Annotated in this window: 18 protein-coding genes, 2 tRNA genes and 1 pseudogene; 12 read left to right on the top strand and 9 right to left on the bottom strand. The window is 72.0% G+C overall.

Annotated elements, in window-relative coordinates:
• Positions 1-125 precede the first annotated feature (125 nt).
• Positions 126-1,550 carry a type I glutamate--ammonia ligase gene (gene glnA, locus ACWEFJ_RS17200; protein ID WP_378094814.1) on the bottom strand — a complete coding sequence of 475 codons (1,425 nt, stop codon included), beginning with the start codon at positions 1,548-1,550 and terminating at the stop codon, positions 126-128.
• A gap of 194 nt (positions 1,551-1,744) precedes the next feature.
• Between glnA and ACWEFJ_RS17195 the strand changes: the two genes are divergently transcribed.
• Entirely contained in the window at positions 1,745-2,218 is a 474-nt protein-coding gene (locus ACWEFJ_RS17195; RefSeq protein ID WP_449714312.1) for an RDD family protein, read from the top strand.
• A gap of 90 nt (positions 2,219-2,308) precedes the next feature.
• On the opposite strand, the gene ACWEFJ_RS17190 is transcribed toward ACWEFJ_RS17195, so the two are convergent.
• Positions 2,309-3,049 carry a DUF4191 domain-containing protein gene (locus ACWEFJ_RS17190; RefSeq protein WP_378094817.1) on the bottom strand — a complete coding sequence of 247 codons (741 nt, stop codon included), beginning with the start codon at positions 3,047-3,049 and terminating at the stop codon, positions 2,309-2,311.
• A gap of 63 nt (positions 3,050-3,112) precedes the next feature.
• Here ACWEFJ_RS17190 and ACWEFJ_RS17185 point away from each other — a divergent pair, with 63 nt between their 5' ends.
• The 5 genes and pseudogenes from ACWEFJ_RS17185 to ACWEFJ_RS17165 form a co-directional block, all read left to right on the top strand.
• Positions 3,113-5,176: an ATP-dependent DNA helicase UvrD2 gene (locus ACWEFJ_RS17185; protein ID WP_449714311.1), complete on the top strand. Its 2,064-nt coding sequence runs from the start codon at positions 3,113-3,115 to the stop codon at positions 5,174-5,176.
• Between the two features lie 964 nt (positions 5,177-6,140).
• Entirely contained in the window at positions 6,141-6,539 is a 399-nt protein-coding gene (locus ACWEFJ_RS17180; RefSeq protein WP_449714310.1) for a WhiB family transcriptional regulator, read from the top strand.
• Between the two features lie 764 nt (positions 6,540-7,303).
• The gene (locus ACWEFJ_RS17175; RefSeq protein WP_449714309.1) at positions 7,304-8,221 is read left to right on the top strand and encodes a class I SAM-dependent methyltransferase; all 918 of its coding nucleotides are present in this window, start codon (positions 7,304-7,306) and stop codon (positions 8,219-8,221) included.
• 38 nt (positions 8,222-8,259) lie between these two features.
• Positions 8,260-8,397 carry a hypothetical protein gene (locus ACWEFJ_RS17170; protein WP_378094824.1) on the top strand — a complete coding sequence of 46 codons (138 nt, stop codon included), beginning with the start codon at positions 8,260-8,262 and terminating at the stop codon, positions 8,395-8,397.
• 136 nt (positions 8,398-8,533) lie between these two features.
• Positions 8,534-8,810 (top strand): annotated as a pseudogene (locus ACWEFJ_RS17165) (DEAD/DEAH box helicase); the annotation flags it as partial.
• Between the two features lie 440 nt (positions 8,811-9,250).
• Here the strand turns inward: ACWEFJ_RS17165 and ACWEFJ_RS17160 are convergent.
• The 4 genes from ACWEFJ_RS17160 to ACWEFJ_RS17145 all read right to left on the bottom strand — a co-directional run bounded on the left by ACWEFJ_RS17160 (position 9,251) and on the right by ACWEFJ_RS17145 (position 12,579).
• Positions 9,251-9,805, bottom strand: a complete 555-nt coding sequence (locus ACWEFJ_RS17160) for a hypothetical protein (protein ID WP_449714308.1) — start codon at positions 9,803-9,805, stop codon at positions 9,251-9,253.
• 81 nt (positions 9,806-9,886) lie between these two features.
• A complete protein-coding gene (locus ACWEFJ_RS17155) occupies positions 9,887-11,197 on the bottom strand; it encodes an ABC1 kinase family protein (RefSeq protein ID WP_449714307.1) in 1,311 nt (436 codons plus the stop codon).
• An 86-nt stretch (positions 11,198-11,283) separates the two neighbouring features.
• Positions 11,284-12,294 (bottom strand): ThiF family adenylyltransferase, encoded by a 1,011-nt coding sequence (locus tag ACWEFJ_RS17150; RefSeq protein WP_449714306.1) that lies wholly within the window; start codon positions 12,292-12,294, stop codon positions 11,284-11,286.
• Between the two features lie 129 nt (positions 12,295-12,423).
• The gene (locus tag ACWEFJ_RS17145; protein WP_015098458.1) at positions 12,424-12,579 is read right to left on the bottom strand and encodes a DUF5679 domain-containing protein; all 156 of its coding nucleotides are present in this window, start codon (positions 12,577-12,579) and stop codon (positions 12,424-12,426) included.
• A gap of 203 nt (positions 12,580-12,782) precedes the next feature.
• Here ACWEFJ_RS17145 and ACWEFJ_RS17140 point away from each other — a divergent pair, with 203 nt between their 5' ends.
• Positions 12,783-13,310: a M48 metallopeptidase family protein gene (locus tag ACWEFJ_RS17140; RefSeq protein WP_378094831.1), complete on the top strand. Its 528-nt coding sequence runs from the start codon at positions 12,783-12,785 to the stop codon at positions 13,308-13,310.
• Between the two features lie 15 nt (positions 13,311-13,325).
• On the opposite strand, the gene ACWEFJ_RS17135 is transcribed toward ACWEFJ_RS17140, so the two are convergent.
• Positions 13,326-14,648 (bottom strand): zinc-dependent metalloprotease, encoded by a 1,323-nt coding sequence (locus tag ACWEFJ_RS17135; protein ID WP_449714305.1) that lies wholly within the window; start codon positions 14,646-14,648, stop codon positions 13,326-13,328.
• A gap of 81 nt (positions 14,649-14,729) precedes the next feature.
• Here ACWEFJ_RS17135 and ACWEFJ_RS17130 point away from each other — a divergent pair, with 81 nt between their 5' ends.
• Positions 14,730-15,815, top strand: a complete 1,086-nt coding sequence (locus tag ACWEFJ_RS17130) for a YlbL family protein (RefSeq protein WP_378094835.1) — start codon at positions 14,730-14,732, stop codon at positions 15,813-15,815.
• Here ACWEFJ_RS17130 and ACWEFJ_RS17125 read toward each other — a convergent pair.
• Positions 15,812-16,354 carry a PPA1309 family protein gene (locus ACWEFJ_RS17125; protein ID WP_378094837.1) on the bottom strand — a complete coding sequence of 181 codons (543 nt, stop codon included), beginning with the start codon at positions 16,352-16,354 and terminating at the stop codon, positions 15,812-15,814. The two genes, ACWEFJ_RS17130 and ACWEFJ_RS17125, sit on opposite strands and share 4 nt — an antisense overlap.
• A gap of 130 nt (positions 16,355-16,484) precedes the next feature.
• On the opposite strand from ACWEFJ_RS17125, the gene ACWEFJ_RS17120 reads away from it, so the two are divergent.
• The 3 genes from ACWEFJ_RS17120 (at position 16,485) to ACWEFJ_RS17110 (ending at position 19,867) form a co-directional block, all read left to right on the top strand.
• Entirely contained in the window at positions 16,485-19,472 is a 2,988-nt protein-coding gene (locus ACWEFJ_RS17120; RefSeq protein ID WP_378094839.1) for a UPF0182 family protein, read from the top strand.
• Between the two features lie 94 nt (positions 19,473-19,566).
• Positions 19,567-19,643, top strand: a tRNA-Met gene (locus ACWEFJ_RS17115).
• A 147-nt stretch (positions 19,644-19,790) separates the two neighbouring features.
• A tRNA-Met gene (locus ACWEFJ_RS17110) sits at positions 19,791-19,867 on the top strand.
• 55 nt (positions 19,868-19,922) lie between these two features.
• Here ACWEFJ_RS17110 and ACWEFJ_RS17105 read toward each other — a convergent pair.
• Complete coding sequence (locus ACWEFJ_RS17105; protein ID WP_378094160.1) at positions 19,923-20,120, bottom strand: hypothetical protein; 198 nt, start codon at positions 20,118-20,120, stop codon at positions 19,923-19,925.
• A 395-nt stretch (positions 20,121-20,515) separates the two neighbouring features.
• On the opposite strand from ACWEFJ_RS17105, the gene ACWEFJ_RS17100 reads away from it, so the two are divergent.
• Positions 20,516-21,016 carry a PadR family transcriptional regulator gene (locus tag ACWEFJ_RS17100; RefSeq protein ID WP_378094162.1) on the top strand — a complete coding sequence of 167 codons (501 nt, stop codon included), beginning with the start codon at positions 20,516-20,518 and terminating at the stop codon, positions 21,014-21,016.
• Positions 21,017-21,028 lie beyond the last annotated feature (12 nt).

Raw genomic sequence — 21,028 nt, 5'->3', positions numbered from 1 at the left:
GTCCCCGGCGGGGCCATTTGGGGGGGCGTTATTTTCGGGTGGGCGGGGGGCGGGGTGACTGTGGCAGTCACCCGGCCCTCGGCCTGTGGAGGCTCGGTGGGGCTCCGCCGGGAGCCCCGCGCCGATCACACGTCGTAGTACAGCGCGAACTCGTAGGGGTTCGGGCGCAGGCGCAGCGGGTCGATTTCCTGCTCACGCTTGAACGAGATCCAGGTGTCGATGACGTCCGGCGTGAAGACGCCGCCCTCCAGCAGGAACTCGTGGTCCGCCTCGAGGTTGTCCAGCACCGCGTCCAGGGACGCCGGCACCTGCTTGACGTCGCGGGCCTCCTCGGGCGGCAGCTCGTAGAGGTCCTTGTCGATCGGGGCCGGCGGCTCGATCTTGTTCTTCACGCCGTCCAGGCCGGCCATCACCATGGCCGAGAACGCCAGGTACGGGTTGCCCGACGAGTCGGGGCAGCGGAACTCGATGCGCTTGGCCTTCGGGTTGTTGCCGGTGATCGGGATGCGCACGCACGCCGAGCGGTTGCGCTGGGAGTAGACCAGCGACACCGGGGCCTCGTAGCCCGGCACCAGGCGGTGGTAGGAGTTCACCGTCGGGTTGGTGAACGCCAGCAGCGACGGCGCGTGGTGCAGGATGCCGCCGATGTAGTGGCGCGCCGTGTCCGACAGGCCCGCGTAGCCGGACTCGTCGTGGAACAGCGGCTGGCCGTCCTTCCACAGCGACTGGTGGGTGTGCATGCCCGAGCCGTTGTCGCCGAACAGCGGCTTCGGCATGAAGGTCACGGTCTTGCCGGCCTGCCACGCGGTGTTCTTGATGATGTACTTGAACAGCATCAGGTCGTCCGCGGCGTGCAGCAGCGTGTTGAACTTGTAGTTGATCTCGGCCTGGCCGCCGGTGCCCACCTCGTGGTGCGCGCGCTCGACCGTGAAGCCGTTGGCCTCCATGTTGAGGACCATCTTGTCGCGCAGGTCGGCGTAGTGGTCGGTCGGCGTGACGGGGAAGTAGCCGCCCTTGTACTTGACCTTGTAGCCGCGGTTGCCGCCCTCTTCCTCGCGGCCGGTGTTCCACCAGCCGGAGATCGCGTCGATCTCGTGGAAGGAGGCGTTCGCGGTGGTGTCGAAGCGCACGGAGTCGAAGATGTAGAACTCCGCCTCGGCGCCGAAGTACGCGGTGTCCGCGATGCCCGACTCGGTGATGTACTGCTCGGCCTTGCGCGCGATGTTGCGCGGGTCGCGGCTGTACGCCTCACGCGTGAACGGGTCGTGCACGAAGAAGTTGACGATCAGCGTCTTCTCGATCCGGAACGGGTCGAGGCGCGCGGTGTAGAGGTCGGGCAGCAGCAGCATGTCCGACTCGTGGATCGACTGGAAACCCCGGACCGAGGAGCCGTCGAACGCGAGGCCCTCGGCGATCGCGTCGGCGTCGAACGCGGAGGCGGGGAGCGTGAAGTGCTGCATCACGCCGGGCAGGTCGCTGAAGCGGACGTCGATGAACTTCACGCCCTCGTCGGAGATGAACTTCAGGACCTCGTCGGGATTCTTGAACACCCTCGTCGACTCCTCTGCTGCGGTGGGGGCGTGGTTGTACGCCGCTGCGTGGTGCGGCCTGCCATCGTGGCGAAACTAAGACCGCGGTGTTGCCCAGCCATCACCCGCGTGTTTCGCCAGTGTTAACGGGCGGCTCAGGTAGGGCAACCCGACCGCCGCTCCTCACCCGCTGAGCACGGCCTTACTCTGGTGGGGTGAGCAAGTGGACCGGTTCGTGGCTGTCAGGACCCCGCTCGGCGCTGGAGCCCGGCGCCGACTCCGGCGACGGTACCGGTCAGCGGTGGCGGGGTGAACGCCTCGGCCTGCCCCGGTCCGGTCCCGGCTCGGTCGCGTCCACGGGCCGCCGCGCGATCGCCATCCTGGTGGACTTCGCCCTCTCCGGCGGCGTGGCGGGCCTGTTCACCATGCCCGAGCTGCCGCGGAACTGGAGCCTGCTCGCCTGGTTCGCCATCACCGTCATCGCGGTCGGCTTCTTCGGCTTCACCCCTGGTCACGCGCTGTTCGGCCTGCGGGTCGCCCGGCTGGACGGCGCGGGCACGGTCGGTCTGCCGCGCGCCGCGCTGCGCACGGCGCTGATCTTCCCCGTCATCCCGGCCGTGGTGTGGGACGCCGACGGCAGGGGCCTGCACGACAAGGCGGCGGGCACGGTGGTCATCCGGGTCCGCTGACCCGGACCGGCGGCCCACCGGCGCGCACAACTGCGGCAGGCCCGCCCCGGACGTGCGCCGGAACGGGCCTGACCTGCGGAGACGTTCGCGTCAGCGGCGACGCATGGCGCGCTGCACGTTGCGCATCTTGGCACCCTGGGGCATCGGGCCCTTCGGCAGCGCCGCGCCCCGGCTGGCGAGCGCGGCCAGGCGGTTGTCGATCGTGTCGACCTGAGCGGTCGAGATGTTGCGGGGCAGCTTCATGAGGTGGCTCTGGAGCTTGCGCAGCGGCACTTGGCCCTCCTCGCCGCCCACGATGACGTCGTAGATCGGCGTCTCGCCGATGACCCGCGCCACCCGCTTCTTCTCCTGCGCGAGCAGGTTCTTCACCCGGTGCGGCGCGCCCTCGGCGACCAGCACGACACCGGGCCTGCCGAGCACCCGGTGCACCATGTCGCCGCTCGTCGTGCCCGCCACCGTCTTGGTGACCCGCCACTTGCCGCGCAGGTTGTCCAGCGCCCACGCCGCCGCGCCGGGCTGGCCGTCGGCCTTCGCGTAGACGGTGCGCTGCACCCGGCGGCCGAACACGATGACCGCGAGCAACGCGCCCACCGCGATGCCCATGGGCAGCAGCACCCACTGCATGTCCCAGATGAGGCCGATCAGGAACGCCGCGGCCGTCGCGCCCAGCAGGCACGCCAACATCAGCGGCACGAGCGCCTTGTCCTCGCGGCGCTGCATCTTGAACGCCTCGAAGATCTGGCTGCGCTTCGCCTTCGATGCCGCGCGCCGCGCCTTCGCCGCTTCCTTGGAGGCCGCCTTGGCAGCCGCCTTGTCCTGCTTACCAGCCATACCGACCAGGATACGGCGCGCCGTGTCGCCCCATGACGGGAGTACGTGCTGTGCTCTGCGAGGATGCAGCGCATGGACCGGCTGCTGGAGGGACTGGACCCGGAACAGCGTGCCGCCGTGGAGGCTCCGCGCGGCCCGGTGTGCGTGCTCGCGGGCGCCGGCACCGGCAAGACCCGCACCATCACGCACCGCATCGCCCACCTGGTCCAACGCGGGCACGTCTCCGCAGGTCAGGTCCTCGCCGTCACGTTCACTGCGCGGGCCGCGGGCGAGATGCGGACCCGGCTGCGGGCGCTGGGCGTGCACGGCGCGCAGGCCCGCACCTTCCACGCCGCCGCGCTGCGCCAGCTCCGCTACTTCTGGCCGCGGGTCGTCGGCGGCGAGCAGTGGCAGCTCATCGACCGCAACAAGCTGCGGCTGGTCGCGCAGGCCGCGAACCGGGCCGGGCTGTCCACCGAGTCGGACTCGCTGCGCGACCTCGCGGGCGAGATCGAGTGGGCCAAGGCGTCGCTCGTCGCGCCGGACGACTACCCGAACGCCGCCGGCCGCACCAGCCGCGACACGCCCGCGCCCGCCGAGCAGGTCGCGCAGGTCTACCGGACCTACGAGGAGCTGAAGAACCAGGCCCAGCTCCTCGACTTCGACGACCTCCTGCTGCACACCGCGGCGGCGCTGGAGGAGCACGGCGACGTCGCCGAGGAGTTCCGCGACCGCTACCGCTGCTTCGTGGTGGACGAGTACCAGGACGTCACGCCGTTGCAGCAGCGCGTGCTGGACGCGTGGCTGGGTCCGCGCGACGACCTCACCGTGGTCGGGGACGCCAACCAGACCATCTACTCGTTCGCGGGCGCCTCGCCGCGGCCGCTGCTGGACTTCCCGCGCCGGTTCCCCGAGGCCGTCGTGGTGCGGCTGGAGCGGGACTACCGGTCGACGCCGCAGGTCGTCGCCCTGGCCAACGAGGTGATCAAGTGGGCGCGCGGCCGACCGGCCGGGTCGCGGCTGCGGCTGATCGGCCAGCGCCCGGACGGGCCGAAGCCGACGTTCACCGAGTTCGACGACGAGTCGCTGGAGGCGGCGGCGGTCGCGCGGCGGGTGAAGGCGCTGCTGGACGACGGCGTGGCGGCCAGCGAGATCGCGATCCTGTACCGGGTCAACGCTCAGTCGGAGGTGTTCGAGCAGGCGTTGGCCGAGGTCGGCGTGCCCTACCAGGTGCGCGGTGGCGAGCGGTTCTTCCAGCGGGCCGAGGTGCGGCAGGCGATGGTGGCGCTGCGGTCGGCGGCGGCGCACGAGCCGACCGGCGAGCTGCCGAAGGTGGTGCGCGAGGTGCTGGCCGGCATCGGCCTGACCGACGAGCCGCCCGCCGGCGGGACGGCCCGGGAGAAGTGGGAGTCGCTGCTCGCCCTGGTCGAGCTGGCCGAGGAGCTGGTCGGCGCGGTGGAGGGGGCGGACCTGCCGAAGTTCGTCGCCGAGCTGGAGTTGCGGGCCGAGGCGCAGCACCCGCCGACCGTGGAGGGCGTGACGCTCGCGTCCCTGCACGCGGCGAAGGGCCTGGAGTGGGACGCGGTGTTCCTGGTCGGCCTGGTCGAGGGCACGTTGCCGATCCAGCACGCCGACGGTGACGACGCGGCGGTCGAGGAGGAGCGCCGGCTGCTCTACGTGGGCGTGACGCGCGCCCGGGAGCACCTGTGGCTGTCGTGGGCGTTGGCTCGGGCCGCCGGCGGGCGTCGGTACCGGCGGCGCAGCCGGTTCCTGTACGGGTTGGTGCCCGAGGACCACCCGGCGTCGCGCACGGCCAAGCGCGAGCCGCTGCAGAAGCGGCCGAAGCCGCTGTGCCGGGTGTGCGGGTCGGCGCTGGTGGACGCGCGGGCGATCAAGCTCAGCCGGTGCGCCTCGTGCCCGTCCGACCTGGACGAGGAGCTGCTGACCAGGCTGCGGGCGTGGCGGGCGGACCGGGCGCGCGAGCTGAAGGTGCCCGCTTACGTGGTGTTCACCGACGCGACGCTGGTCGCGATCGCCGAGCAGCGACCGGAGGACGTCGCCGGGCTCGTGTCGATCTCGGGCATCGGCGCGGCCAAGCTGGACCGCTACGGCGACGACGTGCTGGCGCTCGTGCGCGGCGGTCGCTGACCGCGCCCCTTCCGATCTGCGCCCTTCCCGCCCGAGCCTCGCGGTCCGCACCCTCACGGTCCGCGCCTTTGAGGTTCGCGCCCCTCGGCCCCGGCGGTCTCAAGCGCAGCCGTCGCCGCGATGGGGTGCCCCGGTCGTGGTCGCGCTCGTTGGCGGGCGCTCGTCGTCAGGCGCTCGTGAGCGGGCGTTGGTCGGCGGGCGTTCGTCGTCGGGAGGCCGCTTTCGCGGCGGTCACTGTCGGGCGGTCGTTGTCGGGGGCTTGTTGGCGGCGGGCGTGGTCGGCCGGTGCGCTGTCGGCCGTCGCTGTGGGGCGGTCGTCGGGGCGGCTGTGTGGCGGTCGCCCGGCGGCCGGTCGGCTGATCGTCGTCACGACCCGCCGTCGGGCGGCACCGTCCGTCCGAGTGGTCGCACGCTGGCGCTCTGTGCAGGGCAAACGCACGAGTTTCACTCAATCGACAGGTATTTGGAAAAACCTGTTGCACGCGTCGTGCGCGGGGTCATAACCTGCTGAGGCCGGGCGCGGGAGCGCCCGCTGGGGATCAAGAGTTGGCAGTCGAGTCTGAGGACACCCGAGGAGGTGACCGGTCGTGAACACTCCGATGTGCTTCGAGACGCCCGGTTACCTGATGACCGGGGTGCCTTCGGTCGCAGGCGCCACTCACGTCGCGGGGGAGAAGTCTGCCCGCGATCGCCACGCCCTCAAGCGGGGTGGCGAGCGAGTTCAGCTGATTCAGGTGCCGGCGCCGTACGCGCCGACCGTTGTCCCGACTCAGAACGTTGCGCCGTCCGCGCACGAGCGAAGTACCTGACCACCTCGTAGTCAGGCCCCTTAGCTCACGAAGGCCGCGGACCCGTAACCGGATCCGCGGCCTTCGTGCTGTCCGAACCCGTTTCACCGCACCACCGATCGAACACTGTTCGCACGTCAAACCCCATGCAAGACCCTGTGACAGGAGTCCACCTGATGTTGTCCGCGACCGTCCCCATAAACGGGGCGTTGTCCACCGAGCCGGAGTTCGCCGGAGCGGGTGTCGCTTCCTTGATCGACACCGCGCCCGACGCCGGTTTGGAACTTCCTTGCCGCACCAACAACCCTGACCTGTGGTTCGCCGACGCGCCGGCGGAGCTGGAGGAGGCGAAGCGGTTCTGCGCCACCTGCCCGGTCATCGCCGAGTGCCTGGCCGGTGCGCTCGCCCGCCACGAGCCCTGGGGGGTCTGGGGTGGCGAGATCTTCGAGCGCGGCGCCGTGATCGCGCGCAAGCGTCCCCGTGGACGCCCGCGCAAGGACGCGGCACCCGTTGTTCCCGCGGCACCCGCCGCGACCACCGTCCGGGGGGCTGACGACCAGGAGGCCGCCGCGTGACCACGTACCGATCCACCGCAGACGAAGCCATGCTCATCCACGTCAACCCCCGGGGGAACCCCATGTTGCTCGAAGAAAATCTCGCCAGATCCCGAATGCATGACGCGGAGATATTCGCGCGACAGCATCGGCTGGCCCACCGGCTCGTCGTCGCCCGCAGGTGGCGTCGGCTCGCCGGTTGGGCCCAGCGCAGGGCCCAGCTGACGGCCGCCCGCGCGCTCTGATGCAGGCACCGGCCCGCCCCTCCGCCCCATGGCGGAGTGGCGGGCCTCGCCGTGCGCGGGGGAGCGGACGGCCGCGAGCCCCGTCCCCCGCGAGCCCCGTCCCCGCGAGCCCCATCCCCTCGCCCCGTCCCCGCGCCACGGCCGGCGGGTTCCGCCGTGCGCGGAGGGGCGGACGGCCGCGAGCCCTCGTGTCCCGTCCACCGACCGGCGGGGCTCGCCGTGCTCCGGCCGACGGGGCTCGCCGTGCGCGGTGGCGCGGCCCTCGCCGTGGTGACACGGCGGGCCTGTCGTGTGCGGACGGGCGATCCTCCCCGCAGCGACGAGCGCGTCTCGCCGCGAGCGGAGGCGCGTCGTGGCGGGCCTGCACTGTGCGAACGGGCGCGCCTCCCCGTGGTGACCGGGCGGGTCTCGCCACGGCGTGGAGGAGTGGGCCTCGGGGCCTGCTTCGGCGTGCGCGGCGTCGGCGGGCGGTGTGGTGGGCGCGGTCGTCGCGTCGGGTATTGGGTGGGAGCGGTCGGCCGGCGTGAGTACGGTGCCCGTGTGGCAGCTCACTCCCATCACCACGCCCACTCCCACACTCACGACGGGATCGACTGGTCGTCCCGGTTGAGCTTCCTGCGCCAGGCCGACGAGCTGGACGCCGAGGCACGGCGCGTGGTCGCGCGCAGACTCGTCCGCGAGCTGCCCGACCAGCCGACGGTGCTGGACGTCGGGTGCGGCGCGGGCGGGATGAGCGTGGCGCTGGTCGAGGCGCTGTCCGCTCGCGGCGGCGGCACCGTCGTGCTGGTCGACGCCACGCCCGAGCTGCTGGACGCCGCCACGACCGCCGCCCGGTCGGCCGCCAACTACGAAGCGGACACGACGACCGCGACCGTGCGCGTCCGGCCCGTGCTGGCCGACGTCGCCACCGAGCGACCGGTGGAGATCGTCGGGGCCTCGCAGTTGGTATGGGCGTCGAACGTGGTGCATCACCTCCCTGATCAGCGTGCGGCGGTGGTGGGGTTGGTCGAGGCGGTCGCCTCGGGCGGGTGGCTGGCGCTCGCCGAGGGTGGGCTGAGCGGCAAGTTCCTGCCGTTCGACCTGGGGATCGGCGAACCGGGGTTGCAGGACCGGCTGGCCGCCGCGCGGGCGCAGTGGTTCGTGCGGATGCGGGAGAACACGGCGGGTTCCGTGCGCATGGCGGGCGGCTGGAACCTCGCGCTCTCCGAGGCGGGGTTGGTGGACGTGACGGCGTTCAGCTACCTGGTCGACCACCCCGCGCCACCCAAGCAGGCGGTGCGCGACTGGGCGGTGAACCAGTTGAGGTGGTACGAGGAGGTCGCCGGCGACCTGCTGCACCCGGCGGACCGGCGCACCGTCCGGCGGCTGCTCGATCCACAGGACTCCTCCTTCCTCGGGTTGCGCGACGACGTGTTCCTGTTGACGGCCAACACCGTGTACCTGGGGCGCAAGCCGTGACGCCCGCGTGCGCCCGTTGTGGTCGGACGAGGTCGTCGGTGACCGACCCGACCCAGCTCTTGGCCTGGGTGCGGGAGCGGGAGCGCGGGGTCGAGCAGTGGTTGTGCCACGTGTGCGCGCGGGCGCACGTGCGGGACATCGAGGGCAAGCTGCCGTCCGACTACTGGGCCGACTGAGGTCCGATCGGGCCGTTGCGGAGGACGACGGAGCCGCCGGCGGTCGGGTGGAGCTGTCGCCCAGGTCGGCCGGGTGGTCGGTGGCGTTCGCCGAGGCGGTTACGCGCGGGTGCGTGGCCGGCCGCACCCGACGTCGCCCCGGCAGGTCGACACCCGGTCCCCGAAGTCCCGGCGCGACCTGGCCGCGTCGCTGCGCGCCACTCGGCATCGTCGCGCCCGCCACCCGCCGGCGTCGGTCGAATGCCGACGACGACGCGGAACTGGCCACGCTGCGTCGGGCGTTGCGCGCACACCCGTGCCACGCCTGCGAGAAGCGCGAGGAGCACGCCCGCTGGGGCGAGCGCCACCACCGGCTGCTCGCCGAGACCGAGCAGGTGGAGCGCAAGGTCGCCGCCACCACCTACTCGCCGGCGGCATCCGATGTCGGGGGTGCGGGTCGATGCCGACGGCGACGTCGATCAACTGCCGCCTGTTCCGCTTCGCGGACGACCCGGCCTGCGCCCGACCGGTGACCGCGGTTGCGGCAGCATCCACTGCGCGCCGCCCGGATCGGCCGGGCCGGCGGTGGCATTCGTGGGGGTGGGAGTAGCGCTCGCTGGTAGCGGTCGAGTCCCTGGTTGTCGTGCGTGGTGCTGTTGCCTCGGCAGGTGGGATGTGTGGGGCGTGGCGGTGGTCGTGCGCCGGGGTCGCCGGTGTTTGTTCGAGGCGCGCGTCGGTGCGGATGCCGTGCGGTTGCCGGTTGTGGTGAGGGTCGCTGGCTGTGGTGGGCCGGGACCTGGCGGGCGGGTAGGCGTGGTTCGAGGTGTTCGCTGAGGTGAGGCGCGGCCGGCGGGTGTGCGCTGGTCTGCGCTGGTCAGTGGAGCAGGGCGGTCAGGAGGGAGAGTGCGCGGCGGGGGGTGGCGGTGCCCCGTTGGCTGCCCGCGTCGAGTTCCGCGGCCAGGGCGGGGACGGTGCACAGGCCCGAGCGGATGGCGGTGGCCAGCAGGTGGTGTTGGCGCAGGGGGTCCCGTTCCTGGCGGGCGGCGTCCAGGGTGGCGCGGGCCGGTTCTGCCAGGGGCAGGCCGTGGCGGGACACGACCTGGGGTGGTCTCGTGGTGCGCTCCAGCAGCACGTGGTCGGTGCACGAGCGGCGGGTGGTGGACGGTTGGAGCAGGTGGATGCGGGGTGGCGGGGGCAGGTCGCGCAGGCCGTGGGCGTGCAGGGCGTCCACGCCGGTGACCACGGCCTCCGGGCCGGCGTAGGCCACGGCGGCACGCAGGCGTTCAGCCCTGGTCGGCGGGGCGGAGCCGAGCAGCAGCACGCCCGGCAGGAGGCGCTGCCACGGCCCGCCCGGGCGGCACTTGAGGTCGATGACGTAGCCGGGGACGCCGGCGGCCTTCAGGTCCTTGGTCTTGATCACGTGGGTCATGGGGTTGATCCTCCGGGGATCCGGGGGAGTGGGCCATGGCCGGTTCGGGATCTGTGGATAAGTGGATGGCCTGTGGACAACTCAGTCGTCGAAGCCCGGCTGCCACCGGGCGACGATGGCCCTGGCCTGCACGTTCGCGTCGAGCTGGCAGAGGATGCCCGTCGCGCCCAGCGTCACCCTGTGGATAAGTAGGTACTGCGGGGGCAGGTTCAGGGACCGCCCCGTCTGCGAGTCGGGGCTCCGGAGGTCGCCCACCCGCTCCGCCTGCTTCTGCAGCCACCGGCGGGTGAAGTGGAACGTCTCCGTCCGCAGCGGCTCCACGAACGGCGCCAGGTAGCTCAGCACGTCCTCCGCGTGCAGCTCGGTCCCCGGTCGGATGAACCGCTCCGACCGCAGCAGCTCGACCAGGTCCTCCGACCGGCCGTCCAGCGCCAGCCTGGTCATCAGCCCGAGCGTCTTGGGCAGCCCGTCGGGCAGCCGCGCGACCGCGCCGAAGTCCAGCACGCGCAACCGGCCGTCCGCGCCGAGCATGAAGTTGCCGGGGTGCGGGTCGGCGTGCAGCAGCCCCGACCGGCTCGGCGCGGAGAAGTGGAACTCCGACAGCAGCTGCCCGGCCAGGTCGCGTTGCTCGCGCCCACCCTCGCGGATGATCTCCGACAGCGGCGTGCCGCCGGTCCACTCCGTGACCATCACCTTCGGCGAGCTGGCCACCACCCGCGGCACGAGGACGCGGTCGTCGCCGTCGAACGCCTTGGCGAAGACCCGCTGGCTGGCCGCCTCCGTTCGGTAGTCCAGCTCCTCCAGGTACCGGTCCCGCAGCTCCTCCAGCAGCGGCTTGACCTCGGCCCCGGGCATGATCGCCTGCAACACCCGGCTGAACCGCAGCAACGTGGCCAGGTCGCTGCGCAACGCCTCGTCCGCGCCCGGGTACTGCACCTTCACCGCCACGTCGCGGCCGTCGTGCCACACCGCCCGGTGCACCTGCCCGATGCTCGCCGACGCGGCGGGCGCGTCGTCGAACGACGCGAACCGCTTCACCCACCCCGCGCCCAACTGCTCGGCCAGCACCCGGTGCACGGTGCGCGCCGGCATCGGCGGCGCGGCCGTCTGCAGCTTGGTCAGCGCCTCGCGGTACGGCTCGGCCAGCTCGTCCGGCACCGCCGCCTCGAACACGCTCAGCGCCTGCCCGAACTTCATGGCACCGCCCTTGAGCTGCCCGAGCACCGCGAACACCTGCTCCGCGGTCTTCGCCGACACCTCGGCGCTGACCTCCTCGGAGCTGCGGCCTGCCAGGCGCTTGCCCCAGCCGCCCACCACCCGGCCCGCCACCCCGAGCGGGAGGCTGGCCAGCTTGGCGGTGCGCTGCACGGCCTTGCGCGGGATCTCGCTCACCCGGTGATCCTCCTCCGGCCCGTCCCGGGGTGGCAGTGGTTCACCACCCCTGTCACAAAACCTACACAGCTCCGCCTGAGGGTCGGTCACGTCGCGGAACGGCACTCGCACCGCGGGTGGACCGGCGCGATCCGGTGCTCGACCACCCCGGCGAACGCGTCGACCTCCAGCGTCGCGTCCCAGGTCGGCGGCCTGGTCGCGGCCGGCTCCGCGCGGTCCAGGGCCAGCAGCGCCTGCCCGACGGCCACCCCGGCGGTCGCGGTGACCGTGGCCAGGTCGGCGTGCTGGGCGCGGTCCACGAGCTGCGCGGCGATCATCGGCCACGCCGGGTCCGCGTCGGCATGGTGCCGGTCCGCGCACCTCAGGCAGCTGCTGCGCCCCGGCACGACCAGCGGGCCCACCACGCCCAGGCCCTCCCGGACCCGCACGGCCAGGTGCGGCGTGCCGTCCGAGACCAGCCGGTGCAGCAGCTCCGGGGCGGGCACCAGCGCGTCGGCCAGCACCACCAGGTCCGCGGCCCTCCCCACCGGCCGCACGTTCCCGCACACCCGCCGCACGGCGTCCAGCGCCGCCTCCGCGCGCGGCCGGCCGACGTCCGCCTCGACGTACCCCGACCCGGTGTCCTCCGGCCCCACGCGACCCCGCGCGATCACCCGAACGTGTGCCACCCCGGACGCCGCCAGGAGCGCCGCGACGGTCACCGCCAGCCGCCCCTCCCCGTGCACGACGACCGACCGAGCGGCGCGGTCGGCGGGCAGCCCGGTGGCGGGGCGGCCGGTGCGCAGCGCCCACCCGGTCGCCTCGGCGGCCAGCCGGGGGTGCGGCACGGGCACGGCCTCCTCGACCAGCCCGGCCTGGGCCAGGCCGTGCAGCACGCCGACGAACTCGGCCGGCTGGCGACCGTGACCGGAGAGCTGTTCGCGCAGGTCGGAGAGGGTGTGACGGCCGTTGAGGCCGAGCAGGACGGACGCCATGGGCTCGGGCACGTCCTCGACCAGCACGGCGTGCCGCGGGTCGGTGCCGATCTGCACCACGTCCTCCCGGCGGCGCAGCAGCGGCAGGCCGGGCAGGACCCTGGGGCGGTGGGGTAGCTGCACACCGGCAGCCTGCCGGGACCGGCCGGCGCGGCAAAACGCCTGTCCACAGGCCCGCCGGTTGTCCACAGAGGCCACGAAGGGCCTTGACGGGCGGCCGGGGACCGCGACGACCCGGCCACCCGTCGGCGATCAGACCTTCGCCTTGCCGAGGATGCGGGTCACCGTGGTTCCGCAGACCGGGCACTTGCCCTTGGCCATCCTGCGGTTGTTGCTCTCGTGCACCTCGCCCGTGAAGTCGCGCTTCTCACGGCACTTGACGCAGTAGCCGTTGTAGGTCTCGGCCACGGCTTCCTCCTCGCTTCGAGAGGGCGGCGCGATCTGCGCCACACTCGGGGGTTGCGCTGAACGCTACCTCCGGGATCGCGCCTCCGCTGCACGCCGCGTCGAGCGTGTCCAGCCGCCTTTCGGTGGAACCTGCTCGTCCGGTTCTCCACACACCGCCGCTTGGCCGCCGCGAATTGTCGGTCCGTGGCCTTACCGTGAACGCCATGCCCGAACCGCAGGTGGAGGTGCGGCGCAGCGCCCGGCGCCGTCGCATGGTGAGCGCGTACCGCGAGGGGGACACGGTCGTCGTCCTGCTGCCGGCTCGCATGAGCAAGAGCGAGGAGAAGCACTGGGTGGCGGAGATGCTGAGCCGCCTGCAGCGCAGCGAGACCCGCCGGCGCTCGCCCACGCGCACGTCCGACGCCGCGCTGCTGGCGCGCTGCGAGGAGCTGGCCGACCGCTACCTGGACGGCGTGCGGCCGAGCAGCGTGCGCTGGGTGCCGCCGATGCGCACGAGGTGGGCGTCGTGCACGCCCAGCGAGGGCACGATCCGGATCAGCGAGCGGCTGCGCGACGTGCCCCCGTGGGTGCTCGACTACGTGCTGGTGCACGAGCTGGCGCACCTGGAGGTGCCCGGCCACGGCAAGGACTTCTGGCTGCTCGTGCACCGGTACCCGAAGGCCGAGCGGGCCATCGGGTACCTGGAAGGGCTCTCGGCCGCCGCGGGCCTGGGCATCACCGAGGAGGACTGACGGGGGCCGGTCGGGTCACGCCCCGTCCTGCTCCCGACCGCCCTCCCCCTGGTCGTCCTGCTCGCGCAGGGTGCGCTCCAGCTCCGCGATCGGGTCCTCCAGCGCCTTGCGCGTCTGACCGAACCGCTCCGCGAACTCCATCGGGTCGTCCAGGTCCTCCGCCGTGGGCACCAGGTCGGGGTGGTCCCACACGCTGTCGCGCTGCTCGATGCCGTGCTGGTCGGTGAGCAGCTTCCACAGCGCCGCCGCCGAGCGGTGCCGGCGCGGCCGCAGCTCCAGGCCCACCAGCGTGGCGAACGTCTGCTCCGCCGGGCCGCCGGACGCACGCCGCCTGCGCAGCGTCTCCCGCAGCGCCTCCGCGCCGGGCAGCCGCTCGCCGACCGCCTCGTTCACCACCACGTCCACCCAGCCCTCGACCAGGGCCAACAGCGTCTCCAGGCGGGTCAGCGCGGCCTTCTGCTCGGGCGTGGTCTGGGGTTCGAGCATCCCGGACTTCATCGCCTCCTCGATGCTCGCCGGGTTCGCCGGGTCGATCTGGCCGGCGAGCTGCTCCAGCGCCGAGGTGTCCACGGTGATGCCGCGGGCGAACTCCTCCACCGTGTCCAGCAGCCGCTGCCGCAGCCACGGCACGTGGCTGAACAGCCGCTGGTGCGCCGCCTCGCGGGCGGCCAGGAACACCAGCACCTCGCTCGCGGGCCGCTCCAGGCCCTCGGTGAACTTCTCGATGTTCGCCGGCAGCAGCGCGGCCGTGCCCTCCGGCCCGAGCGGCAGCCCGACGTCGGTCGACGTGAGCACCTCCGCGCCGAGCTGCGCCAACGCGCCGCCCAGCTGCGAGCCGAACGCCATGCCGCCCATCTGCCCGAGCATCGACAGCAGCGGACCCGCGGCCTCCTTCGCCTCGGCGGGCATCGCGTCCACCCACGCGCCGGACACGCGCCGCGCCACCGGGTCGCACAACCGCTGCCACGTCGGCAGCGTGCGCTCCACCCAGTCCCGCGCGCTCCAGCCCTGCGCCGTGCGGCTGCCCGCGGGCAGCGCCGTCGCGGGGTCGAGCCACATCTCCGCGAGGTGCACGGCGTCGGCCACCGCGCTGTTCTGGTCCGGGCCGAAGCCGGTCGTCGTGCCGCCCTTGCCGGCGAGCTGCTGGAGCGCGATCTGCTTCGCCAGGTCGTAGTTGACCGGCCCGGACGACGTGCCCGCGTTGCTGAACATCGCACCGAGCTGGCTCAGCATCGCGCCGAGCTGGTTGAAGTCGAAGGGGTTCTCCCCTTGGTCTCCGGGTTTGCGGTTGCGGTCGTCGGGGTCCTGCGGGCTGAACCCGAAGGGCAGGTCACTCATGGGTCCACGGTACGCGGCACGGGAGCCGCGCGTGGGACCGGTTCGCCGGCGGCGTGACGCCGTGGTCGTACCCTGTCGGGCGTGACCGAAGGCACCGACACCGCCGTGGACCAGGCACCGACCCCACCGCCCGCGCCACGGCGCGGCCTGACCCGGCGGACCTGGACCCTGGTGTTCAGCCTCCTCGTCGTGCTGGCGCTCGGTCTGCTCGGCGGGTTCGCCCGCGTGCCCTACGTGGCGCTCGGACCGGGACCGACCTACGACACGTTGGGCCAGGTCAACGGCGGTGACGTGGTGTCGGTCGAAGGCCACGAGACGTTCCCGACCGGCGGTCGGCTCACCATGACCACCGTGTCGCTCACCGACGACGTGTCGCTGTTCGGCGCGCTCGGCCTGTGGCTGCGGGGCCGGTACGCGCTCGCGCCGCGCGAGGAGTTCTTCCGGCCCGGCGAGTCCGAGCAGCAGGTCCGCGACCAGAACGTGAAGGCGTTCCAGGACTCGCAGACCAGCGCCGAGGTCGCCGCGCTGCGCTACCTCGACTACCCGATGAAGGTCGTCGCCGCCGAGATCACCAACGGCAGCGCCGCGGACCAGGTGCTCAAGCCCGACGACCGGCTGCTCGAGGTGAACGGCAGGCAGATCGCCTCCGCCGACGACGTGCGGGCGGCGCTGGAGGGCACCAAGCCGGGGGACCGGGTCACGCTCACCTTCGAGCGCGGGTCGGACCGCAGGACCGCCACCGTGACCCTGGGCAGCACCGAGGGGCGCGAGAGCGGCTTCCTGGGCGTGCTGCCGCTGGACCGCGCGGACGTGCCGTTCGACATCAAGATCAGCCTGACCGACGTCGGCGGCCCGTCCGCCGGCCTGCTGTTCGCGCTGTCGATCGTCGACAAGCTCACGCCCGGCGAGCTGAACGGCGGCCAGTCGGTCGCGGGCACCGGCGAGATCAACGACAAGGGCGAGGTCGGCCGCATCGGCGGCATCGGGTTCAAGATGGTCGCCGCCCGCGAGGGCGGCGCCACCGTGTTCCTCGTGCCCGCCGGCAACTGCGACGAGGCCAAGCAGCACGCGCCGGAGGGCCTGCGCCTGGTCAAGGTGCAGAAGCTGGACGACGCGGTGCAGTCCCTGGAGTCGCTGAGCAAGGGCGGCGACGCGCCCTCCTGCTAGGGGCGCAGGGTCTCCAGCAGGGCCCGGGTCAGGTTCGGGGCCAGCTCGGGGTGCGCCACGACCTCCTCGGGCACCTCGACGTTGCCCCGCAGGCGCAGCACGCACGCGGCCGAGCCGTCCCGCAGCACCGCCGCCACTAACCGCGCCTCCCGGCGCTTCGGGTGCTCGGCGGCGAACTTGCGCGCCTGCTCGTCGTCCAGCTCCCGCTCGGTCAGCTGGGCCTCGGCGTCGGGCGGCAGCACGACGATCTCCTGCGCCAACGCGCACCCGTGCACGGCCTCGGGCCACACGATGCCGGCCAGCGCCCGGTCCAGCTCGTCGTCGGGCAGCGAGTCCTGGGCGATCGGCGTCAGCGGCGACGCCTCGGGGTCGAGCTGGCCGGCCAGCTCGGGCTGCTGCGCGAGCAGCTCCGACGTCGGGACCAGCGCGAACAGCTGGGTCGGCTGGTTCCACCCGCCGGTGGACACGAACTCCTCGACCTCGCGGGCGACGGCGGGCAGCACCACGGGCGGCGTTTCACGGTCGGACACGTCCGCCATGGTCGCACCCGCCGCGGCCGGCCCGACAATCAGATCACGGAAGGACCGACCGAACGGGGAACCTCCGGCGGCCTCCGTAGAGTTGGACAGAACGTACGAACGCCATTACCGCGATCCAGGAGCGTGCCCCGTGGCCACACGGCCCCCGGTCGGACTGCCCAGGCTGTCCCGTCGCAGCCGCATTCTGCTCATCGTCGGTGCGGTCGTCCTGGTCGGTCTGATCACCGGCTCCAGGCTGCTCGGCACCTACGTCAACTGGCTCTGGTTCGGTGAGGTCGGCTTCCGCAGCGTCTACGGCACGGTGCTCGCGACCCGCTTCGGGTTGTTCTTCGCCGTGGGCCTGCTGGTGGGCGGTCTCGTCGCGATCAACCTGATCCTCGCCTACCGCACCCGGCCGGTCTTCGTGCCGGTGTCCGGGCCGGACGACCCGGTGGCCCGCTACCGCGCGGTCGTCACCCGGCGGATGAAGCTGTTCGGCATCGGCCTGCCGGTGCTCGTCGGCCTCGTCGCGGGCACCTCGGCGCAGAGCGACTGGCAGGTCGTCCAGCTGTTCTTCAACGCCACGTCGTTCGGCGTGACCGATCCCGAGTTCGGCAACGACATCGGCTTCTACGCCTTCGAGCTGCCGTTCTACACCTGGGTCCTGTCGTGGCTGTTCATCGCCACGGCGGTCGCGTTCGTGGCCGCGGTGGTGGCGCACTACCTGTTCGGCGGCATCCGCCTCGCGGGCCGCGGCGGCCAGCTCTCCGGCCCGGCGCGCGCGCACCTGGCGATCGTCGCCGGCGTGTTCATCCTGCTCAAGGCGGTCGCGTACTTCTTCGACCGGTACACGCTGCTGTTCTCCGACAACAGCAAGTTCGACGGCGCGAGCTACACCGACCTGAACGCGGTGCTGCCCGCCAAGCTGATCCTGCTGTTCATCGCGGTCTTCTGCGCGATCGCGTTCTTCGCGGGCGCGGTGCTGCGCAACCTCCAGCTCCCGGCGATCGCGACGGTGCTGCTGGTGCTGTCCTCCATCCTGGTCGGCGCGGCCTGGCCCGCGGTGCTGGAGCAGTTCTCGGTGCGCCCGAACGCCATCGAGAAGGAGGCCGTGCCCATCGAGCGCAACATCGCCGCCACCCGCCAGGCGTTCGGCCTGACCGAGGACAAGGTCGAGAGCAAGTCGTACGCGGGCAAGCAGAACGTCTCGCTGGACGAGCTGAAGAACGACCAGGCGACGGTCGGCAACGTGCGGCTGCTCGACCCGGCCGTCATCTCCAAGACGTTCACCCAGTTCCAGCAGCTCCGGCCGTTCTACGCGTTCCCGGAGAAGCTGGACGTCGACCGGTACAAGAAGGGCGACGAGCTCCAGGACTACATCGTCGCGGTCCGCGAGCTGAACACCGCGGGCATCCCGCAGGGCCAGCGCGACTGGATCAACCAGCACCTCATCTACACCCACGGCAACGGCATGGTGTTCGCCGAGGCCAGCAAGGTGAACTCGCCCGCGGACGAGGGCGGCAACGGCGGCTACCCGGTGTTCGAGGTGGCGCAGGTCGGCCAGGACGGCAAGGTCCAGCCCGGCCCGTTCGGCGTGCAGCAGCCGCGGACCTACTTCGGCGAGCTGGGCAGCCGCGCCGACTACGCCATCGTCGGCGGCCGGGACGAGGGCGCGCCCGGCGAGTACGACACCGACGGCTCGTCGTACACCTACACCGGCAAGGGCGGCGTCCGCATCGGCGGCCTGTTCAACAAGATGGTCTTCGCCGCCGCCTACGGCGAGCGGAACATCCTGTTCAACTCGGCCATCGGCGACGACTCGCGGATCATCTTCAACCGCCACCCGCGCGACCGCGTGGAGGCCGTGGCGCCGTGGCTGACCGTGGACGGCGACCCGTACCCGGCGGTGGTGGACGGCCGCATCACGTGGATCGTGGACGGCTACACCACGCTCGAGAAGTACCCGTACGCGCGCCGCACGGCCCTGGGCGACGCCACGAACGACTCGCTGCCGGGCGTCGCGCAGCAGCCGAACCGGGAGATCAGCTACATCCGCAACTCCGTCAAGGCCACTGTGGACGCCTACGACGGCACGGTGACGCTGTACGAGATGGACGCGAAGGACCCGGTGCTCAAGGCGTGGATGGGCGTCTTCCCGGGGACGGTGAAGCCCAACAGCGAGATGTCGCAGTCGCTGAGGGAGCACCTGCGCTACCCCGAGGACCTGTTCAAGGTGCAGCGGGAGATGCTGTCGGAGTACCACGTGGACAACCCGCGGGACTTCTACTCCGGCGTCTCGTTCTGGGACGTGCCGTCCGACCCCACCATCGACAACGCGACGACGGTCGAGGCGCAGCAGCAGGGCGTGCAGCAGCAGCGGGACCGGCAGCCGCCGTTCTACGTGCTGGCGGGCGACCCGACCGGCGACCCGAACGCGGTCAGCTTCCAGCTGACGAGCGCGCTGGTGCGGCTGAACCGCGAGTTCATGGCGTCGTACGTGACCGTGCGGTCGGACCCGGACAACTACGGCAAGATCAGCGTGCTGACGCTGAACAACGAGGCCAAGGGTCCGCAGCAGATCCAGACCACCTTCCTCACCAACGGCGACGTCAGCGGTGAGCTGAACCTGCTCACGCAGCGCCAGACGAAGGTCGTCTACGGCAACCTGCTCACCCTCCCGGTGGGCGGCGGCCTGCTCTACGTGGAGCCCATCTACATCGAACGGGCGAGCCAGAACACCCAGTTCCCGCAGCTCTACAAGGTGCTGGTGAGCTTCGGCGACAAGGTGGGCTACGCGCCCACGCTGAGCGAGGCGATGGAGCAGGTGCTGACCGGCTCGTCGTCCCAGGTGCCGACGCCGGACAACAACGGCCAGACGCCGACCACCCCGCCGTCCACGACGCCCACCACGCCTCCGGGTGACGGGCAGCAGGGCGGCACCACGGAGCTGCAGCAGGCCGTGCGGGACATCCAGGCGGCCATCGACCGCGTCCAGGCCGCCCAGGCGAGCGGCGACTTCGCCGAGCTGGGCAACGCCTACAAGGCGCTGGACGAGGCGACCAAGCGGTTCGAATCGGTCGGCGCGGCGGCCACGCAGTCGCCGTCGTCGGTCCAGCCGTCGCCGACGCCGACGGGCTGACCTGCGCGGACGGGCGGATCGGGTGGCCTCGGACACGTTCCGGGCCACCCGATTTGCGTTCCGGTTAACCCAGGGCGTACTGTTATCCACACAGCGCGGGGTGGAGCAGCTCGGTAGCTCGCTGGGCTCATAACCCAGAGGTCGCAGGTTCAAATCCTGTCCCCGCTACCACGCCGAAAGGCCCCCGGAGTTCCGACTCCGGGGGCCTTTCGATTTTTCCGGTATTTCGCCCGTCCCAGGCCGTCTGACGTGCGCCGATGCCGGTTCGGGCACCCCGGTGAAAAGCGGTTCCGGGAGCGTGTATAGTTGTTCTTGCAGCGCGGGGTGGAGCAGCTCGGTAGCTCGCTGGGCTCATAACCCAGAGGTCGCAGGTTCAAATCCTGTCCCCGCTACCACGTCGAAAGGCCTCCGGAGTTCCGACTCCGGGGGCCTTTCGCCTGTCGCCGGAGCTCACGTCATGTTCTCGGCCCAGTACTGGGCGCAGGTGAGCGAGCAGACCCGGCCTTCGCCGCTGACCGTGCGGTGCCTGCGGATCTGCTTGCCGCACACCATGCACTCGTCCTTGCCCGCCTGGTCCGGGATCGTGCCGGACGCCCAGGCACGGGCGCCGCGGACCACCTTCGTTCCCGCCGTCCATTTGATGCCCACCGCTGACCTCCCAGTCGAACGAGCACGGTTCGGGGACAACACCCGTGGTAATGGTCTCACCACGCGACGTGTTTGCCACGTCGAGCGCGCGACATCACCGGGTTGTGCTATCGCCCGATGGGGCGGGCCCGCCGGGTCGGACGCGGCGCGTGACGCCACGCTGCCGTTAGGGTGAACGCAAAAGTGCGGTTTCCCTTGCGCCTCAACGGATTTCCACGTCGGGTGGACATTCCGGGTCAAGCGGCCGAACGCGTGGCGTTGATCAGCGGGCGGTTACGCAGCGATGCTTTGCGTTGCTCCGCTTGGCCCAACTCCACTAGCCCGTGATCAGCCACAGTGGACAGAACGGCTGACCATTGTGGACAGCGGCCGGTGAGCGTGGCACCGTTGGTGGTGTGTCGGACCTGAATGCGACGGCGGCTGCCCTGCTCGGGCTGCTGCACGACGGACCCAAGACCGGTGGCCAGCTCGTGGCTGAGGCCGGAGAGCGCTTCGGCGCGTTCTTCAGCGTCACCCGGAGCCAGGTCTACCGCGAGCTGCCCGCGCTGGCGGACGCCGGCCTGCTTCGCCTCGGCAAGCAGGGCCCGCGCTCCAGCCAGCAGTACGTGCTGACCGCGGCGGGCAAGAAGGCGTTCAAGAACTGGCTGCTCTCCGAGCCGGGACCGGACCACCTCCGCAGCCCGCTCATCCTGCGGCTGGTGCACGCGGGCTCGTTGACCGCCAAACAGCGGCAAGCCCTCGTGGACTCGGCCCGGGCGAGCTACGGCGCCGAGCAGGAGGCGGCCCGGACCGCGGTCAAGACCGCCGAGGACGCCTACGCCAAGGCGGTCGCCGAGTTCGGCCTGGCCCACGCCAAGGCCGTGCTCAAGCTGCTCGACGCCATCCCCATGGGCTGAGGCGCGCCCACC

This window comes from Actinosynnema sp. NPDC004786 (assembly GCF_053601135.1).
The sequence above is the reverse complement of the archived record's forward strand: the minus strand, read 5'-3'. Positions and strand labels throughout refer to the sequence as shown.

What these genes read in the sequence shown, in the direction of transcription:
- ACWEFJ_RS17190 (WP_378094817.1), bottom strand. Translation starts at nt 3,049, where the DNA reads ATGGCTGGTAAGCAGGACAAGGCGGCTGCCAAGGCGGCCTCCAAGGAA.
- ACWEFJ_RS17180 (WP_449714310.1), top strand. Translation starts at nt 6,141, where the DNA reads ATGTTGTCCGCGACCGTCCCCATAAACGGGGCGTTGTCCACCGAGCCG.
- ACWEFJ_RS17125 (WP_378094837.1), bottom strand. Translation starts at nt 16,354, where the DNA reads ATGGCGGACGTGTCCGACCGTGAAACGCCGCCCGTGGTGCTGCCCGCC.
- ACWEFJ_RS17135 (WP_449714305.1), bottom strand. Translation starts at nt 14,648, where the DNA reads ATGAGTGACCTGCCCTTCGGGTTCAGCCCGCAGGACCCCGACGACCGC.
- ACWEFJ_RS17140 (WP_378094831.1), top strand. Translation starts at nt 12,783, where the DNA reads ATGCCCGAACCGCAGGTGGAGGTGCGGCGCAGCGCCCGGCGCCGTCGC.
- ACWEFJ_RS17185 (WP_449714311.1), top strand. Translation starts at nt 3,113, where the DNA reads ATGCAGCGCATGGACCGGCTGCTGGAGGGACTGGACCCGGAACAGCGT.
- ACWEFJ_RS17160 (WP_449714308.1), bottom strand. Translation starts at nt 9,805, where the DNA reads ATGACCCACGTGATCAAGACCAAGGACCTGAAGGCCGCCGGCGTCCCC.